The 18,255-nt window shown below is 50.2% G+C and carries 18 protein-coding genes; 12 read left to right on the top strand and 6 right to left on the bottom strand.

All coding sequences use genetic code 11. From position 1 onward, the window contains the following. The first annotated feature begins 38 nt into the window (after window positions 1–38). From JOD01_RS15985 to JOD01_RS15970, 4 genes are all read left to right on the top strand, one after another. Window positions 39–896 carry a MetQ/NlpA family ABC transporter substrate-binding protein gene (locus tag JOD01_RS15985; RefSeq protein WP_204519313.1) on the top strand — a complete coding sequence of 286 codons (858 nt, stop codon included), beginning with the start codon at window positions 39–41 and terminating at the stop codon, window positions 894–896. Window positions 897–1,097: 201 nt separating this feature from the next. Beyond that, entirely contained in the window at window positions 1,098–2,720 is a 1,623-nt protein-coding gene (locus JOD01_RS15980; RefSeq protein WP_204519312.1) for a peptide ABC transporter substrate-binding protein, read from the top strand. Window positions 2,721–2,951: 231 nt separating this feature from the next. Next, on the top strand, window positions 2,952–3,209 hold the full coding sequence (locus JOD01_RS15975) for a hypothetical protein (protein ID WP_204519311.1): 258 nt from the start codon (window positions 2,952–2,954) through the stop codon (window positions 3,207–3,209). 8 nt (window positions 3,210–3,217) lie between these two features. Then, window positions 3,218–3,628, top strand: a complete 411-nt coding sequence (locus JOD01_RS15970; RefSeq protein ID WP_204519310.1) for a hypothetical protein — start codon at window positions 3,218–3,220, stop codon at window positions 3,626–3,628. A 244-nt stretch (window positions 3,629–3,872) separates the two neighbouring features. Here the strand turns inward: JOD01_RS15970 and JOD01_RS15965 are convergent, their stop codons facing one another. From JOD01_RS15965 to JOD01_RS15950, 4 genes are all read right to left on the bottom strand, one after another. Next, window positions 3,873–4,703 (bottom strand): pirin family protein, encoded by an 831-nt coding sequence (locus JOD01_RS15965; protein ID WP_204519309.1) that lies wholly within the window; start codon window positions 4,701–4,703, stop codon window positions 3,873–3,875. 150 nt (window positions 4,704–4,853) lie between these two features. Then, window positions 4,854–5,840: an ABC transporter permease gene (locus tag JOD01_RS15960; protein WP_239565501.1), complete on the bottom strand. Its 987-nt coding sequence runs from the start codon at window positions 5,838–5,840 to the stop codon at window positions 4,854–4,856. Next, a complete protein-coding gene (locus tag JOD01_RS15955) occupies window positions 5,821–6,783 on the bottom strand; it encodes an ABC transporter ATP-binding protein (protein ID WP_204519307.1) in 963 nt (320 codons plus the stop codon). The genes JOD01_RS15960 and JOD01_RS15955 overlap by 20 nt, the downstream gene beginning before the upstream one ends. 3 nt (window positions 6,784–6,786) lie before the next feature. Next, window positions 6,787–7,938: a COG1470 family protein gene (locus JOD01_RS15950; RefSeq protein WP_204519306.1), complete on the bottom strand. Its 1,152-nt coding sequence runs from the start codon at window positions 7,936–7,938 to the stop codon at window positions 6,787–6,789. Window positions 7,939–8,093: 155 nt separating this feature from the next. Here JOD01_RS15950 and JOD01_RS15945 point away from each other — a divergent pair, with 155 nt between their 5' ends. From JOD01_RS15945 to JOD01_RS15930, 4 genes are all read left to right on the top strand, one after another. Continuing rightward, window positions 8,094–8,687, top strand: coding sequence for a sigma-70 family RNA polymerase sigma factor (locus tag JOD01_RS15945; RefSeq protein WP_204519305.1), 594 nt, complete (start codon window positions 8,094–8,096; stop codon window positions 8,685–8,687). Then, the gene (locus tag JOD01_RS15940) at window positions 8,680–9,408 is read left to right on the top strand and encodes an anti-sigma factor domain-containing protein (protein WP_204519304.1); all 729 of its coding nucleotides are present in this window, start codon (window positions 8,680–8,682) and stop codon (window positions 9,406–9,408) included. The genes JOD01_RS15945 and JOD01_RS15940 overlap by 8 nt, the downstream gene beginning before the upstream one ends. Before the next feature lie 129 nt (window positions 9,409–9,537). Further along, on the top strand, window positions 9,538–11,220 hold the full coding sequence (locus tag JOD01_RS15935) for an N-acetylmuramoyl-L-alanine amidase family protein (RefSeq protein WP_204519303.1): 1,683 nt from the start codon (window positions 9,538–9,540) through the stop codon (window positions 11,218–11,220). A 19-nt stretch (window positions 11,221–11,239) separates the two neighbouring features. Next, a complete protein-coding gene (locus JOD01_RS15930; protein ID WP_204519302.1) occupies window positions 11,240–11,797 on the top strand; it encodes a GerMN domain-containing protein in 558 nt (185 codons plus the stop codon). Between the two features lie 85 nt (window positions 11,798–11,882). Here JOD01_RS15930 and JOD01_RS15925 read toward each other — a convergent pair whose 3' ends face one another. Beyond that, the gene (locus JOD01_RS15925) at window positions 11,883–12,080 is read right to left on the bottom strand and encodes a DUF378 domain-containing protein (protein ID WP_204519301.1); all 198 of its coding nucleotides are present in this window, start codon (window positions 12,078–12,080) and stop codon (window positions 11,883–11,885) included. Window positions 12,081–12,279: 199 nt separating this feature from the next. On the opposite strand from JOD01_RS15925, the gene JOD01_RS15920 reads away from it, so the two are divergent. The 4 genes from JOD01_RS15920 to pstB all read left to right on the top strand — a co-directional run bounded on the left by JOD01_RS15920 (window position 12,280) and on the right by pstB (window position 16,063). Further along, on the top strand, window positions 12,280–13,221 hold the full coding sequence (locus JOD01_RS15920; protein ID WP_204519300.1) for a phosphate ABC transporter substrate-binding protein: 942 nt from the start codon (window positions 12,280–12,282) through the stop codon (window positions 13,219–13,221). Window positions 13,222–13,387: 166 nt separating this feature from the next. After that, complete coding sequence (gene pstC, locus JOD01_RS15915; protein ID WP_420829096.1) at window positions 13,388–14,380, top strand: phosphate ABC transporter permease subunit PstC; 993 nt, start codon at window positions 13,388–13,390, stop codon at window positions 14,378–14,380. Next, window positions 14,377–15,267 (top strand): phosphate ABC transporter permease PstA, encoded by an 891-nt coding sequence (pstA, locus tag JOD01_RS15910; RefSeq protein ID WP_204519299.1) that lies wholly within the window; start codon window positions 14,377–14,379, stop codon window positions 15,265–15,267. The genes pstC and pstA overlap by 4 nt, the downstream gene beginning before the upstream one ends. A 112-nt stretch (window positions 15,268–15,379) precedes the next feature. Next, entirely contained in the window at window positions 15,380–16,063 is a 684-nt protein-coding gene (pstB, locus tag JOD01_RS15905) for a phosphate ABC transporter ATP-binding protein PstB (RefSeq protein ID WP_420829098.1), read from the top strand. 61 nt (window positions 16,064–16,124) lie between these two features. Here the strand turns inward: pstB and JOD01_RS15900 are convergent, their stop codons facing one another. Next, window positions 16,125–18,134, bottom strand: coding sequence for a methyl-accepting chemotaxis protein (locus JOD01_RS15900; RefSeq protein ID WP_204519297.1), 2,010 nt, complete (start codon window positions 18,132–18,134; stop codon window positions 16,125–16,127). Window positions 18,135–18,255: the final 121 nt, after the last annotated feature.

Here is an 18,255-nt window from a genome sequence, read left to right as displayed (position 1 = left end):
TCATATTTCTTAACATACTTTTTTAGGAGGAATGGTTTGTGAAAAAATTTGTTGTTTCCCTTCTCTCATTAGCATTGGCAGCTTCTCTGGCAGGCTGCGGTAAGAGCGAATCGCAACCGGCGCCTGAATCGAATGGCGCTGCTGGCGGCGCAGCAAGCGGCGGTGAACAGGCTCAGGAAGTGACGCTGACAGTTGGCGCATCTCCAGTACCACATGCGGAAATTTTGAAGTTTATCCAACCGAAATTGAAAGAAGAAGGCATCAATCTGGAAATCAAAGAATTTACCGATTATGTCCAACCAAACGTACAATTGTTCGAAAAACAACTGGATGCGAACTTCTTCCAACACATCCCTTACTTGAAACAGTTTAACAAAGATCAAAACATGGACCTCGTGGAAGTTGTTCCGGTTCATATCGAACCATTTGGCGCTTACTCCAAAAAGATCAAATCAATCGAGGAATTGGCTGATGGCGCAACCGTTGCCGTGCCAAATGACCCGACCAATAACGGCCGCGCCTTGGCGTTGCTGGCGAAAAACGGTGTGATCAAATTGAAAGACGGAGTTGGCGTTGAAGGTACTGTAAAAGATATCGTGGAAAACAAGAAAAACCTGCAATTTAAAGAAGTAGAAGCAGCAATGTTGCCGCGCGTGCTTGATGAAGTGGACTTGGCGCTGATCAATACCAACTATGCGCTGGAAGCACAACTGGTTCCGACCAAAGATGCCTTGTTGTTGGAGGATTCCGATTCTCCTTATGCGAACTACCTGGTGGCGCGTCCTGACAACAAAGATTCCGATGCGATCCAAAAATTGGCGAAAGCTTTGAATACACCTGAAGTAAAAAAATTCATTGAAGATCAGTACAAAGGTTCGATTGTACCGGCATTCTAATGAATGAGAGAAAAGGTTGTCGAGAATATATCTCGGCAACCTTTTTTTATGCCAAGCAGCAGTCTACTCGATCAAAAATTTTATAATCATTTAAATCTCTTTATAAATAAATAAAAAATGATTAAATATAAGTCGCTTTAGTTTAAAACAATAGAAAAAAGCAGTATAGTGAATAATGATTTGAAAAGGGGGATAAAGAGAATGAAAAAGCATTTTTTATCAATTGTCAGCTCCGTTCTCGTTCTCAGTGTTGCATTGGCCGGCTGCGGAAGCCCGGGTAGCACTGATTCTGCTGCCTCGACTGACAGTTCTTCCTCGTCGCAGGGAGAAAAGGTGATCCGTCTCAATCTTCATTCCGAGCCGCCGACAGCAGATCCGGGGTTGGCTGAAGATACGACCTCCGGTGCGGTAGTGCGCGCTACGTTTGACGGGTTGACCCGTTTTGACAAGGATAACAAGATTGTCCCATCTGCAGCGGAGAGCTACGAAGTTTCCGACGATAAATTAACGTATACGTTTAAGCTGCGCGATGCCAAATGGAGCAATGGCGATCCTGTGACCGCGAAAGACTTTGAATTTGCCTGGAAACGCGCGTTGGACCCAAAAACTGCTTCCAATTATGCATATCAATTGTATTACATTAAAAACGGGGAAAAATTCAACAAAGGGGAAGCGAAAGCCGACGATGTCGGGGTAAAAGCGCTTGACGATAAAACGCTGCAAGTGACTTTGGAACATCCAACCCCGTACTTCCTGGAGCTGACCTCCTTTTATACTTACTATCCAGTGAACCAAAAAGTGGTGGAAGTTGATCCAAAATGGGCGAATGAGGCGAAAACCCATGTTGGAAACGGTCCTTTCAAGCTGGAGAGCTGGGAACATAAAAACAAGATGGTACTCGTGAAGAACGACAACTATTGGGATAAGGATACCGTGAAGCTGGACCGGATTGAATTCTCCATGGTTGAAGACGAAAACACGGAACTGTCCATGTTTGAAAACGGCGAACTGGATTGGGCAGGGTCGCCATTGAGTTCTTTGCCGGTTGATGCGATTCCGGCCTTGCAGGATCAAGGCAGAATCATTTCTCAACCGATTGCCGGCACGTATTTCTACAATTTCAATACCGAACAAGTTCCGTTTAATAATGCCAAGATCCGCAAAGCGTTTGCGTATGCGATTGATCGCCAGGCGATTATCGATAATGTGACGCAGTTGAATCAGGAACCGGCGATGGGTTTTGTGCCGCCATCCATGTCGCTGGCTTCTGCGCCTTATTTCAAGGATAATGATGTGGAAACAGCGAAAAAGCTGTTGGCGGAAGGGATGAAAGAACTCGGTATCAGCAAGCTGCCGCCAATCACGATTTCTTTCAATACGCAAGACGCTCACAAAAAAATTGCCGAATCGATCCAGGACCAATGGAAAAAAGCGTTCAATATTGATGTGAAACTGTCCAATACGGAATGGAAAGTGTATATCGAAGACTTGCATCAAGGGAAATACCAAGTGGGACGCAATGCTTGGTTAGGCGATTTCAACGATCCAAGCAACTTCCTTGACTTGTTTAAGGAAAAAACAACCGGTAACAACGATACTGGTTGGGAAAATGAACAGTATAAAAAATTGCTGGAGCAAGCGATGACGGACCCGGAAGACAAACGGAAAGAAGATCTGGCCCAGGCGGAAAAAATCTTGATGGATGAAATGCCGATTGCGCCGATCTACTTCTACACCGATTCCTGGGTGAAGAGCGACAAAGTCAAAGACGTTGTCATTGACGGCTTGGGAAATGTCGACTACAAATGGGCATCGGTTGAATAATCAACGGCTTGGCTTTTGAAGTTATTGAGCCAGGCATACAGCAAGGCTGTCGAATCTATTTCGGCAGCCTTTTTTCGTGCCGGCCATCCCCTGGTGTAAAGCGCCCAATCATCAGCAAAAAAGCGGTTGTTTCAAGAAATAGGTGAGCGGCTTACGGACAACAGACCAATCCTCTACTACTTGTTTGACATAAAGTAAAGAGAACAAGTAGTTGCCAAGGAGGAGTTTGTTGTGGATATCAGCAAGATTATGTCAATTCTCAGTTCTGTGCCCAAGGAAAAGCTGCGTTCCGACTCAGGCCTGAAAGAAGTTTTCCGCGATTTGGGCCGAAAATCGGGCAAGCATTTTAGCGAACAGGAGTTAAATGAGTTTGTGGCGCGTTTTCGCAGTATGTCCAGGACGGAAAGTGTCGGTAGCTTGATGAATAAATTGGCGAAAAAAGGAGTAAAAGCTGACGATATCAATCAGTTGCGACGCCGTTCGAGATAAGGAGGTGATTGGCCATTAAACCGAAGCCGAAACGAAAAAAAGCTCCTTCGCAACCCAAGGTGAATGAGTGGGTCAATCAACTGGCGAAATCGAATCAGCAATCGTATGAACAACTGCTGCGGGAAGTCAGCGCTGTCCGTCAGGAGATCAGTGAGGTCAAGGAAATGTTGGATGGACTGAAAGAACGTCCGCGACGGCGAACCCGTCTGTTTTCTCGTCGGCCAAGTAAACGAGTCTCGTCTGTGCCGGAAACACAACGGCAAACTGCGGCGAACCTGCCTGTGGAACAACTCGCGCCGCTCATGCCGCAATTGCGTGCATTGTTGCCACAGGTAAATCAGTCGAATTTGGCTGAGGTACTGAAGAATCCGGCATTGAGCGGACTGCTGAAGCAATTTATGCAACAACATAAGCAGTGAGCGTCTTTCAAGAGAGCACTCGACAAGTGCTCTTTTCTTTTTTCAGGACGGATACAGCAACCTGCTTCAGAAATGAGCGTTACGGTTTCCGTCAATGCCAGCGCAGCGCGTTCCCTTTCTGTCTGTTCAATCACTTAGACAATTGAGGACCTTGATTTGTGACATGTCCCAGTGACGTTTTCGCCAGAAAAAAAACAAAGGCCAACCGAAACAAGGTTGACCTGATCTGAAAAGGAAAAAAGCATTATTCCCCAAACGTTCCGTTTTGGTAATCGGCAATGGCCTGGCGAATTTCTTCCTCGGTATTCATCACAAAAGGACCGTAGGCGGCGATCGGTTCGTGCAGCGGTTCGCCCGCATAAAGCAACAGACGCAGTTTTTCCTTTGCAGTAATTTTAAGTTCGCTGCTCTCATCGGGATTGGCTTCGGCGAGGAACAAAGCTTGACCGGCGCTTCCTGACGTCTCCTCTGCTCCGAACGTTCCGCTGCCTTGCAAAATGTAGAGAAAGCCTGTATAGCTCCCGGGCAAATCTTGCGTAATCGTGGCCCCGGGTTCCGCGATGATTTCCACCATCGTTACGGGTACATAGGTAAGCGTATCGGCACGCACATCCTTCGAGGAGCCGGCAAACACACGGACCAGCGCTCCTTCTTCCTGGCGCACAGGCATCTCGGCGCTTTTCAAGTTTTGATAACGAGGTTCGGTCATTTTGTAAGCTCGCGGCAAATTGACCCAAAGCTGCAGACTGCGAACGGTGGTCCCAGGTGCCGGATCTTCTTTATGAATAACGCCTCTGCCCGCCGTCATCCATTGCACATCGCCGGGTTCCAGCTTTCCGTATCCGATATGGCTGTCGAAATGCTCCAGCGTTCCTTCAATTACATATGTGACGGTTTCAATGCCCCGATGCGGGTGTCGGGCAAAAGTCCCCTTTTGAAAAATGTCTTCAGCAAGAAACAGAAAAGGATCATGTTCGGCAAAACGACCGGGCTCGAGAATAAAGCCATTGCGATGAAGCGGGCTGTTTTGTTGAAAAGCTACGGTTTTCACATAGCGTATTGTGCGCTGCTGCATAACGACCTCCCGAAATGTTAGTCACTAACTTTAATGAAGTAATCATACACGTTTTTTTCGGCAAAGTCAAAAAACAGCGCCTGCCTCGGCGGATGCCAGACCGAGGCCAGAACCATCCATTCAAACGGGGCAAGAGTCCGCCAGCGTTGATTAGGAGCGGGAACGAATTTCCTGGCGCATAAACAGATAGTAGGAAAGCGCAAAGCAGAGCAATGTGGCAGCCAGCAAGCCGGTCACTTGCGGCCAGACGAGCAAAAGGCTCTGTCCGAGCGGCAAAGGACTCGGAATCGCCCCGTAAATCTGCTCCATTGTCAACGGGCCCAAACTGCGCACAGACGGTGTGAGCATCGTTGTAGTCGCATCGCTAAACAGCTGACTGGGCGACAAACGCGACAGATTTTGAATGAACTGCTGATAGGCGACCGCAGTCTCCTCCGTAGCCACCTCGGTCGGCGCGGCAATATTGGCGACTAGGCGTATGATCAGCGAAAAAAAGACACTGAAAAAAATCCAGACAGCGATACTGGACAAGGCTGACGTAGCAGCCTGCTTAAAGCGTACCGAGCAGAGGATCGATAAATTGAGCCAAAAGGCGATATAGACGATGCTCAGCAGCAAGAAGAAGATCATTCGCCAAAATTCTTCCGGACTTGGCGGAATACCGATTGCCAGCAACCCCAGCCCCATTACCAGCAGCCCGAGTCCAAACAGCAGCACACTGATAACAAGCAGCGCAGCAGTGAATTTTGCATTCAGGACATAATCGCGATAAATCGGCTGCGAGATCAGTCGGCTCAAAGTCCCTTTGTTGCGCTCGGCGTTGATCGCATCAAAGCCCATCCCGATGCCGAGCAGCGGTCCCAAAAAGCCGATAAAGGTAATAAACGGCGGCAACGTGCCATCAGATACGGTAAACAGTTTTAAAAAAAGGAAGGAGTTGAGCGAATCATCCTGCGGTACCGCCGTGCGAATCGTGGTCATCGCCGTATAAAGCGAGCCGATGCAGGTCAGCATCAGCAAGCCGACGAGAATCAAAAACCGCCAGCTGTGCACATGATCGGCGACTTCCTTTTGCACGATCACCCAAAACGGATGAAACACTTTGGCGTCATTACGGTTACGCCATTTTTCGAACATCGGAATCCCTCCCTGCAAAATAGCGATGATAAATCTCATCGAGGCCATATTGTTTTTCGGTCAGGGAATGCAGCTGTTCGCCGCTGGAGACAATCAGCTGCGTCAAAGCGGGAGCGATATTGGCTGTGCAGGACAGGCGCCAGCGATTGGCGTCCACCCGTTCGATCCGCGACACTTCCGGAAGCTCCAGCAGTTTTTTGTAGAGAGCGGTGCTGCCCGGCTGGACATGCAGCTCAATCAAAAACGGTTCTTCCGCAAAGAGTTGTTGGGACAGCTGCGAGACCGTCCCGACCGCCAACAGGCGCCCGCCGACAAACAGACCGACGCGGTCGCAAATTTGCTGAACCTGATGCAAATGATGCGATGACAACAGCACGGTGATCTGTTCATCCCGGCTAAGTTCCTGGATCAGCTGCAAAAACTCCCGTACACCCTCAGGATCGATACCCAATGTAGGCTCATCGAGTATAATCACCTCGGGCTGCTTGATCAGCACATCGGCCAGACCCAATCTTTGCCGCATCCCGCGGGAGTAGGTGCCCGCCTTTTTGCCGGACGCTTCCTCCAGCCCGACCCGTCGCAGCAAAGCGGTGGCCCGCTCCACAGCCATTTCGCGCGACATTTTGTTCAAGCGGGCGGTATACAGCAAGTTTTCCAGTCCGCTTAATTCTTCGTAAAAGCCGACATCGTCCGGCAGGTAACCGACTCTTTGCTTGACGGACAGCGGATTGCGGGTGGAATCATATCCACACACCCGAACCGTGCCGGACGTCGGCTCCGTCAAGCCCATCATCATGAGGATGGTGGTTGATTTTCCGGCTCCGTTCGGCCCCAGCAAGCCGAAAATTTCCCCGCGGCGAATCATTAGCGAGAGCTGATCAACCGCTGTGTAATCGCCGTAAACTTTGGTCAGCTTTTCCAATTCGATAACGTGCTGGTCCATCGTCTATCTCCTCCCGTAAGTGCGGAACAAATAATAGACACCGGCGATCACGGCGACAATGATCAGCACGCCCAGCCAGCCCCAAAGTACCGATGTTTGGACCGCGATGCGGAACTGGGCTTCCGAGGAAGCTTCCGGCGCAGAAGCAGATACGTTGACTACATAATCACCGGCGATCGCTTTGTTATCCGCTTTGAGCGTAGCGGTTACTTCCGCCGATTTTCCGGCCTCCAGTTTGGTGATTTTGCTTGGTTCAAAGGTAACCTCCCAGTTTGCGGGAGCGCTGGAACTCAAGGAGATGTCATGCAAATCCGCTGTTCCCGTATTGTTGATCGACAGCTGGAGTTTTTTCTCGTCGCCGGCGGTTACGTCAGTGCTTAACAAACCGGATGGCGTCGTCACTTCCAGGTCGTACGAGCCAGTGATGACCGCTTCCAATTCTGTCGAAGCTGTCGTCGAGTTGGTGGCTGCTTTGATCGGGATTTTGTAGCTGCCCGACTTTACTTTTTCCGGTGGCGTAATATCAATCGAAATGTCGCGTGTGCCGTTGGCGTCGACATTGGCCGAGGAGACGGCTTTTCCATCTACTTTGAATTGGACATCCCAGCCTTGCGGAGCTTCGGCTGTCAAGGCGTACAGCTGCTTTTCCGCCGTCCGGTTGCGCAGGGTGGTCTGATAGTTGAAAGTGGAGCCGGCGTGTCCTTCCATATTCGGTTGATCAGAGGTCAGCTCGGTTTTATAGGTGCCTTGCTCGGAGACCGTCACGGATAGCGGCAAGGAAGCTCTTCCGCCCGCCACCAGCTGGAAATGGTATGTGCCTTTGTCCACTTGCAGCGGCACATCGACTTGCATGGTCAAGGTTTGACTGCTGTTTGGCTTAACGGCGATCTGCTGGACACTCCAGCCGTCTGCGCTCAATTCGGCTTCCCAGTTCGCGGGCAGTCCGGTGACTTGCAGGTCGCTCTCGGCAATATCGCTGCTGTTGTTTAAGACATCGACGGAAAAGTTGATCGATTCGCCCGGCGTCACGGTGATGCTTGGATAAGGCGTATACAAAGAGAATGACTGTGCCGCATACGTATGGGTAGCAGCGGCGGCGACAAGCGCCAGCATCAAGATAAGGAAAAGTGGAGCTTTGTTCCAGATCCTTTTCATCGAATAATCCCCCTTGGCATGAAAATGTTGTATCTGTTTGGAGTACGATGGGAAGATCGGTTTGGATTTATCGATTTTGAAAAAAACTTCAAAATGGAAGCAAAATTTGCTATTTCATAGAGAGAGGGGACGTCGAGGAACGGGAGGAGATTTTGGTGTCTCAGTCGCGAGATGAGGCAGTCGATTTGTTGGAAGAAATCAAACGCGGCTCCATTACGGCTTTTGAACAGTTTTATGAGCGATATGTTTCCCTGGTTTTTCAGATTGCCATGCGGGTAGTGGAAGATCGGATGGAAGCGGAAGATATTTGTCACGATGTGTTTTTGGAAGTATATCGAAAAGCGGATCAATTTGATCCCGCCCGCGGCTCGGTTGAAGCGTGGCTGGCTGTCAAGACACGGACCCGTTCGCTGGATCGCTTGCGCAAGCGGAAGAACCGGGTGCTTGAGGAAAACGCGGGAAGCGAGCGAGAATGGCAAACCGAACCGTTTGAAACAGAGGAGAAAGCGATCGCCCGGCTGAATCGGGAAGCTTTGCAGCGAGCGATCCAAAATATTCCTTCGCCGCAGCGAGAGGCGGTCTATCGGGTCTATTTTCAATCGCGCACCCATCAGGAAGTTGCCGAACGAATGGGGCGGCCGTTGGGGACGGTCAAATCGCTGATTCGTTACGGCTTGCAAAATGTCAGGAAACAATTGTGCCAGATGGGATGGCTGGAGCAATCAGGGGGTGCGAAAAAAGGTGAGTAACACATATTGCCATTGGCGGGAAGAAGATGTGGTCAGATTTGTTTTGGGACAAATGACGGGGCCGGAGTCCAGTCTGTTCAGCGGGCATCTTCCCGACTGCGAAACATGTGCCGCCGTTTGCAAACAGTGGGAGTCGCTTTTGCAGGAGAACACAAGCGAGCCAGGACCGTCGCCGGAATTGAAAGACAGATTGTTAGCGTCAATAGCGGCTGAACATAGAAAAGCTGAGCGCAGCGGTTGGGCGCGCCGGTTTTGGCGCAAACCGTTCTATCCGGCGGCAAGCTTCGGACTGATGCTCATTTTGCTCGTCGCCGCAACTGTCTACTCGCCCGCGCCTGTTCAGCAGGATAGGGGAGAGCGGGAGAGCTGGCAAGGCGGAAAAATTGTCAATGATCCGCGAACGGTGCTGCATTTGGCTGTGACAACCCCGCCCAATCAGGCAAAAGGGTATGTTTGGGTCAATGATGATTCGGAGGAAATCCTGTTTTTGGCGGAAGGGCTTGCTCCTTTACGCGAAAAGGATTATCAAGTCTGGTTCATTATCCGGAATAATCGTTTGAAGGCCGGCGTATTGCAATGGAACGGACAGATTTCGCATCTTTATTTTCACGGAGGGACGATTCATCAAGTCGAGGATATTGCGGTCAGCATTGAACCGAAGGGTGGCAGTTTTATTCCAACCGGTCCCGACACGTTCTACGTAAAGCTGCGTGAGCGCTAATTTTGTAGAAGGATGTAGAATTTAGTGCAAATTGACTATAAACTTTCGCGGACAAACAGCGTCTAATTCTATGTACAAAGCTGCCTGTCACGGTGCTTACACAAAATGAATCAAACAAGGGAGGACAGGATGAGAAAGATCATAGTAGCGCTGCTTTTCTGTGCAATGTCATTGCTGGTGCCGCAATTGTCATCAGCGGCGGCAAAACCGGCGGGAGATGCCGTCAACCTGATGATTGAAGGGAAGACGGTCGTGCCAGAAGTGCCCCCGCTGTTGGTTCAGGGCCGAACGATGGTTCCGGTGCGCATCATTGCGGAAAGTCTGGGAGCTGACGTGCAATGGGACCCTTCGACAGAGACAGCGACGATCGAGCGGCAAAATAGCCGGCTGCAGTTGCGGCTGAACAGCACCAAGGCAACCTTGAATGGCAAAGCGGTACAGCTGGAAACACCACCAATGATACATAATCAACGAATGCTGTTGCCGCTTCGCTTTGTGGGAGAGGCACTCGGCTGCAATGTCGGCTGGGACAACGATTCGCGTACGGTTTTGGCCAATCCGTCGATCGGGATTCAGGTGAATGACGAAAAGGTAACGTTCGAACCAAAGCTTTATCAGATCGGGGACTCATGGTATGCTCCGATCGGGCAGTTGGCTGAGCTGGTCGGCTGGTCAAAGACATTTGACCAAAGTGTGGTGCCTGAGGCCAAGACGATCGACTCGCAAGTGATGGTTCCGCTGGACGAGGCGGAAGATTTGCTGGATGCCAAACTGACCTGGCAAACGCAAGACAACTTGCTGGTCATTGAGCGTTTGAGCAAATTTACAGGGTTTGAAGTTGATGGGCAGACGGTGAATTTGCAGCTGAGCAAACAAGTGAGCGCCAAGCACTTTGTGCTGACACAACCGGATCGACTGGTGCTCGATCTGCCGCAAACCGTGCTGTCCAGTGAGATGAAGCGGGATGTGGAGCAACCGGAAGAGGAAGCCGCGACTGAACTGCAAGCGGACGGCGCCCTGGAAGCGGACGATGCCGATGTGGACGCGACCGATGTGGATGAAGAAGACACAACGGCGACTGATGACCAAGAGGCGAATGAAAAACAGACGGACGCAGAGCCGTTGGTGACCAAAGTTCGTTACAGCCAATACAGCAGCTCGCCGCAAACCGTCCGCGTCGTGATCGAGTTGCGGGAAAAGAGCGACTACACCCTGAAAGAAACCGCAGACGGTTTGCAGATTAGCTTTGCTCCCGCCCCTCATAAAACCGGCTTCCTGATTGTGGTTGACGCTGGCCATGGCGGACATGACCAGGGAGCATCGGGCGTAGCGGGGAATGTGGAGAAAGATTACAACTTGCAGGTGGCCAACCGGGTGGTCGAATTGTTGAAACAATACAAAGAGTTTCAAGTCGTCGCTACACGTTCGACAGACGTCTATTTGACTTTGGACCAACGGGTGCAGATCGCCAACAAACAAAACGCTGATCTGTTCTTGTCCGTCCATGCCAACTCTTTCCCGCCGTCGCCATCGGCAAGAGGTACGGAGACCTACTATTACAATGCCAACAGCAAAACATTTGCCGAGATTGTCCATCGCCATCTGCTGGCTGCGACAAAATTTCCCGACAGAGGGGTCAAAAAATCGGCATTTTATGTCATTAAAAATACGAAAATGCCCGCTGTTTTGACCGAAACCGGCTTTTTGTCAAACGCGTATGAGAATTCGCAATTAACGTCGCCCGCATTTCGGGAGAAAATCGCACAAGGGTTAGTGGCTGCCATTAGAGAATACTATACAACATACTATTAACTGCTATGGAGGTCATAGGATGAAAAACCCTTTTGCTATTGTCCTGCTCATTTTGTTGGTCGTGCTGGCTGGTTGCGGGAAACAGGCGACTCAGCCGCAATCGTCGGCACCTGCCGCTCCGGCTGCCGCGGAGGCACAGCCGCAAACAGCCGCTGACACACCGGCAAAACCGGAAACGCCTGCAACGCAGCGCGCGAAGGTGGCCATTTACTTTGCCGATAACAATCTGCTCGAGCTGACAAAAGAAGAGCAAGAGATTTCCTATACGGATGATGTGGACAAGTATAAGCAGGTCATTCAACTGTTGGAAAAACCAGCGGTGAAGGAACATGAAGCGCTGTGGCACAATTTTGCCTATCATTCTGTTGCGTTTGCAAACGGAACGCTGACGATCGATGCGTCAGGAAAGAACCAGTATAATCTCGGTTCGACCGGCGAAGGGATGGCGATCGATGCCCTCCAGCAAACGTTGTTTCAATTTCCGGAAGTAAAGGAAATCGTCATTTTGGTCGATGGCCAAAAAGCGGATTCATTGGCCGGACACGTCGATATCAGCCAGCCGCTGACCCGTTCCTGACGAAAACAGCAAAAGTGGCTCCTCCAGTGATGGAGAGAGCCACTTTGTTTTTATGCGGGAACCGCTTTTGCAACGCAGCGTGTGCTTAAGATGCCCGTTCCCGTTCGCTGAACAGAAGCTTGATGGAGTAAATGCCAGCCAAGCCGACCAGAGTGTAAACAATGCGGCTGATCAGTGAATCCTGGCCTCCGAATAAGGTAGCAACCAAATCAAATTGGAACAATCCGATCAATCCCCAGTTGAGAGCACCAATGATGACGAGTATTAATGCCAGCTTATCCATGCTTTGCACTCCTTTTCTTTTAGCGTCAAGCCTCATTTTCTCCCAAAAGGGCAAAGATTATACAACCTCGTGCTCTGTCTTTACCAATCTTTAAGAAAGCTTAACATTTGCAACATACTGCAACAACATTCGAACCGTATAGTTTGTACATGAAAGGACGATTAAAAAAACAGATTCATACGGGGAGGATTATCAATTCATGAAACGATTGAGCAAATTTATGATGGCTCTCACTCTGGTTGGTGCCATACTGGCAGGGTGTGGTTCCAACAATGCGGCAACACCTCAACAGGAGCAGCCGAAAACGGACAGTTCCGCACCAGCTCCAGCTGATTCCAATAAGCCGGCAGAGCCTGCAGCAAACGAACCGGTGACTGCGGTCGGCTCAACGGCGCTGCAACCGCTGGTGGAGCAAGCAGCCAAAGATTTCATGAGCAAAAACAGCGGTACGCAAATTCAAGTTCAAGGCGGCGGAAGCGGTACCGGTTTGAGCCAAGTGGCAAGCGGCGCTGCATCGATTGGTAACTCCGACATTTTTGCCGAAGAGAAAGACGGTATCCCGGCACAAGAACTGGTTGATCATAAAGTAGCAGTAGTAGGCATGGCAGCTGTAGCCAACCCGCAAGTAGGCGTGGACAATTTGACCAAAGAGCAATTGATCGGAATCTTTACAGGCAAAATCACCAACTGGAAAGAAGTTGGCGGCGCTGATGTAAAAGTAACTTTGGTGAACCGTCCAAAAAGCTCCGGAACGCGTGCGGTATTCCATCAGTTCGCTTTGGATGGAAATGAGGAAGCAGAAGGCATCACGGAAGATTCCTCCGGTACTGTTCGCAAAATCATCTCCGAAACACCGGGAGCAATCGGTTATCTGGCGCTTTCCTATTTGAATGAATCTGTGAAAGCATTGAAGCTGGATGGCGTTGAAGCAAACAAAGACAATATCGTGACCAATAAATACCCGGTATGGGCTTATGAACACATGTATACAAAAGGCGAACCGGCCGGCACAACAAAAGCTTTCCTCGATTACATCATGGGTGATGAAGTCCAAGGGAAAACCGTTGTGGAGACAGGATTTATCCCTGTGACGGAAATGAAGGTTGAACGTGATGCCCAAGGCAATGTAACCCAAAAGTAAGCCAGAACCGGAAGCGGAGAGAGGGGTAGATGATACCCCTCATTCTGCATGTCACTGTACGAAAAAAATAGACAGAGTTGTACAGAAGACGTAAGCGAGCGGCAGCGGATCATTCTTCGCCGTTGGGGAGGCGAAGCCAGTTTGCTTTTATGAATGGAGGAAGATTATGAATCGTCAGGGATCCGATGGAATGACCATGATCGAGAAGAACGTTGGCCGACAGCAGCACCGTCTGGCAAGAGACAAATCTTATCTGCAAAGCAAGCTGCTGAAGCCAAATAAAAAACAATCGCTGGAAAACTTTTTTGGCAAGGCGATCGCCATGTCTTGTGCGGCCTTGCTGTTGATTGCAGTTATTTCTATTATTTACTTTATCGCTTCCAAAGGGTTGTCTACTTTCTTTGTCAATCAAGTGAGCATTGTTGATTTTCTCACGGGGCTGAAATGGGACCCCGAAGGCGAACCTGCTTTATTTGGGGCATTCTCGTTTATTCTCGGATCGTTTTTGGTCACGGTGTTGGCGGCTTTGGTCGCTGCGCCGCTGGGAATTGGCGCTGCCATTTTTATGAATGAAATTTACCCGACATTTGGGAAGAAATTCGTCAAACCGGTCATTGAACTGTTGGTTGGTATCCCATCTGTCGTTTATGGATATGTAGGTTTGACTGTGCTCGTTCCCTTTATTCGCGAGCGGTTTGAAGTCTTGGGATTCAGCTTGCTGGCGGGCGGTCTGGTGCTGGCCTTGATGATTCTGCCGACGATTACAAGCGTTGCGACGGACGCCATTGAAGCGGTGCCGCAAGATATGCGCAATGCGGCCCGTGCGTTGGGCGCGACGCGGTGGCAAACGATCTGGCATGTCGTGCTGCACGGTGCTTTGCCCGGTTGCTTGACAGCCATTGTCTTGGGGATGGCGCGGGCTTTTGGGGAAGCGCTGGCCGTGCAAATGGTCATCGGGAATACATCCAAGCTTCCGGAAAGCATCTTTGACCCAATCAGTACCTTGACCAGTGCGATCACTTTGAACATGGGCAATACGATTCAGGGAACAGCATACAACAATGCGCTGTGGTCGCTGGCCCTGCTGCTCCTGTTAATGTCCCTTTTCTTTATCATGATTCTTCGCATCCTGGGCAGAAAGAAGTTGGATAATCGATGAGAGCAAAAACAATCGATCGGATCGCTACGTATGTGTTGACGGGAATTGCCGTGTTGATCATCGCCGTGTTGGTCGGACTGCTGGGCTTCATTTTGACCAACGGCTGGCATAAGCTGACCTTTGATTTTATAACGTCACCCCCTGATTTGTTAAAAGCGGGCGGAGGGGTTGGCCCGCAATTGTTTAACTCCCTCTACTTGCTGGTGCTGACCATGCTGATCTCGCTGCCGCTCGGCTTGGGGGCGGGTATCTATATGGCCGAATACGCGCCAAACAACCGGATTACGCAAAGCATTCGCCTTTGCATTGAGGTGCTGTCTTCCCTGCCTTCGATTGTGGTCGGGCTGTTTGGGTTGCTGGTGTTTGTAACGATGACCGGCTGGGGCTATTCTTTGATGTCGGGAGCGCTGGCTCTGACCGTTTTCAATTTGCCCTTGCTGGTCCGGATCTCTGAGGATGCGATTCGCAATGTCCCGAAAAGTCAAAAGGAAGCCAGTTTTGCCTTAGGGATCTCCAAATGGCGGACGGTGGTTACGGTTCTTTTGCCGGCTGCACTGCCGGGAATCGTTACGGGAGCGATTCTCGCTTCCGGGCGCGTATTTGGTGAAGCGGCCGCCTTGCTGTTTACTGCCGGGATGTCTTCGCCCGATCTGATTTTTCATGACTTTAATCTCGATTCGCCCACTTCACCGCTCAATCCGTTTCGCCCTGCGGAAACTTTGGCTGTGCACATCTGGAAGGTAAACACCGAAGGGTTGACTCCGGACGCTCGTGACGTTGCCGACGGCGCGGCGGCAATTCTTGTCCTTGCCGTACTGCTGTTCAACTTGGGTGCCAGATGGTTTGGCACGTGGCTGTTTAAAAAGATGACATCGGTGACTCGCTAAGAAAGAGGTGGAATAGGTGAACACGCTAGATTTTGACCAGGGAAACACGATTATTCGGACCAAAGATTTGTCTGTCGCTTATGGCGAAAAAACGGCCGTATCCAAGATCAGCATGGAGATTGAACGAAATACCGTAACGGCGTTTATCGGGCCGTCAGGCTGCGGGAAATCTACGTTTTTGCGCAGCCTGAACCGGATGAATGATTTGATTCCTTCCTGTCGGGTGACGGGTTCGATTGAAATTGACGGGATTGAAATCAATGATAGCAACGTGAACATCGAAGGGCTGCGTCAACTGGTCGGCATGGTTTTCCAACGGGCCAATCCGTTTTTTAAATCGATTTATGAAAATATTGCATTGGCGCCGCGTTACCACGGAATCCGCAGCAAAGCGGAACTGGATGAGATCGTGGAACAAAGCTTGCGCAAAGCAGCTTTATGGGATGAGGTAAAAGACCGGCTGAAAGAGTCGGCCTTGGCGCTTTCCGGCGGACAACAGCAGCGGCTTTGCATAGCTCGCGCGATTGCCATGCAGCCGTCCATCTTGCTGCTGGATGAACCGGCATCCGCGTTGGACCCGATTTCCACAATGAAGGTGGAAGAACTGATCAGCGAATTAAAGGATGAATACACGATTGTGATCGTCACGCACAATTTGCATCAGGCAGCGAGAATTTCCGACAAAACCGCCTTTTTCCTGATGGGCGAACTGATCGAAATGAACGAAACCTCCATTTTGTTCACGTCTCCTGCCCAAAAGCAAACGGAAGATTACATCACAGGTAAATTTGGTTGAAGCATCGCATCGCAAAAAGGTTGCCGAAGATTGATTCGGCAACCTTTTTTACTCTGTTGGATCAAGGGCGGAAATAGGCGATTTCGGACTGAAGTCCATCTACCAGTTGGGTAAGCTGATCGGCGTCTTCCGTAAATTGCTGCGCGATCGCTGCGCTTTCCTCGGCAGAGGCTGCCGCTTCCTGTGAGCCGGCGATGATCGTTTGATGGGAAGCGGCCAACAGCCCTACGCCATTTTCGATCAGATGGCTTTGCTTGTGGATGGCGGAGGAAAGCTGCTGAATCTGCTGGAAGCGATGATACAGACCCTCACTGGTTTGGACAATTTGCCGGAATTGCGAAGTGGTCAGCGAGAGAATCTCTCCTCCGGCAACCGTCGCTTTTTCTGTTTGCGTCATCCGGTCAGCTACAATATTCATATTGTTTTGAATGAGCATAAGCACGCGCTCGATTTGTTGTGCGGCTGCTTCGGTTTGTTCCGACAAGTTGCGAATTTCATCGGCAACGACTCCAAACCCCAAACCCAAATGTCCCGCCCGTGAGGCTTCGATTCGGGCATTTAGCGAGAGCAGTTTGGTCTTTTTGGAGATTTCGAGAATCGAGGAAAGAATGCCGCCGGCTTCGATGATGCTGAGATGCAGGTCGCCGATGGCCATTTGCGACGCTTTCATATCCTGGGAGATCTCCGCCATGCTGTTCGTCAGTTCGGTAAAAGCCATGTTAACCTGTGATGATTGCCGGAGCACCTGTTCGTGATCACCGCCAGCTTCGGCAATGTGGCTATGGATAATGGCAATTTCATCGGTGATCTGCTCGGTCGTCCTGCCGATTTGCTCGATTTCTTCCTTCTGTTTTTCCATTTCCGACACCCAAGTAGCGATGACAGCGGAGATCTGAATCTGCGATTGCCAAGAATGCTGCGATTCCTCCGCCACTTTGGCGGCAATCGCTTTGACATCAAGGCTTACCTGGCTAATGTCGCGAATAATCTCTCTGAGTTTGCCGCTCATTCGATTAAAGCTGTCCGCCAATATTTTCATTTCATCGTTGGTTTTTACCGATATGGCTTGCGACAGGTCGCCTTCGCTGAACCGCTCCAGCTTTTGCTGAACTTCTTTCAGCGGACGGGTGATCGCTCTTACAAAGAAGTACAGAACCGCGGCCAAGACGATCAGACCGATGATAAACACCAGCAAAATGATATGTTGCAGCCGGTCTACCTCTGTTTGCACCTCTGCTTCATTTTGCGAAACGATCACACCCCAGCGCAGGACAGGATCATATACATAGGCGGCCAAAATGGCGTTTCCCTGGAGGGTAGTATGACTGAACCCGGTTTTGTTGGCGAGCAACTCCTTGATCAGGTTCCGGTTTTCGTAGGCAGGTCGCTGCAACGCAAATTTTTTATCCGGATGAGCGACGACCCGGCCGCTTTGATCGACAATGCAAACGTAACCGGTTGCGCCAATCCGCATCTGCTCGACAAATTCGCTTAAAGAAGGAATGGAGACAAAGGCGACCAGGACCTGGGCGACTTGCCCGCTGGCGTCATTGATTGGCAAGGAAATGGCTACCTTGGGAAATTCAGTTTCCGAGTAGCGAAACACATCCGAGATGAATACTCCTTTTTGGGCAATCGCGCCTTTGTACCAGTCCGTCTGTCGCGGATCATAGGAATCGTCGGTAGGGGACCCGGGAAAAGAGAAGAACTTGCCGGATGTACTGGCAATTTGCAATTCGGAAATATCCTTGTTTTTGCTTGCCATTTCTTCAAATGCGTCAAATACGTCACTGTTGGAAACCGAGTTGGTTTTATAGACTGCAGCGAATGTCTCCAGGGAGGAGATAATCGATTGCACCCGTAGCCGGACTTCTTTTACGGAGGACTCGGCTGCAGTGACGAGTTGCTCTTTGGCATTTTGGCTGAGGACCAGCTGAGCTTGATGTCCGATTGAAACGGCGGAGGAAGACATGATGATCAGGACGATGAAGCATATTCCCGCGAATAGTTTGTGCATGATCGAGCGATGTTTTTGGGTACGGCTTGTGAGTAGCTTGATTTTTCCCCTCAATCGATACTCTCTCCTTTTATTCATATAAAACCCACAAACATATTGTAATGGCAGTCAGTCATCGCGGATTCAATGTGAAGCAAAATTAACCTTAAATTTACACTGCGTACAAAAAAGACAC

The organism is Brevibacillus fulvus (assembly GCF_016908525.1).
Taxonomy (GTDB): Bacteria; Bacillota; Bacilli; order Brevibacillales; family Brevibacillaceae; genus Brevibacillus_G; species Brevibacillus_G fulvus.
This window is presented reverse-complemented; position numbering and strand designations above follow the sequence as displayed.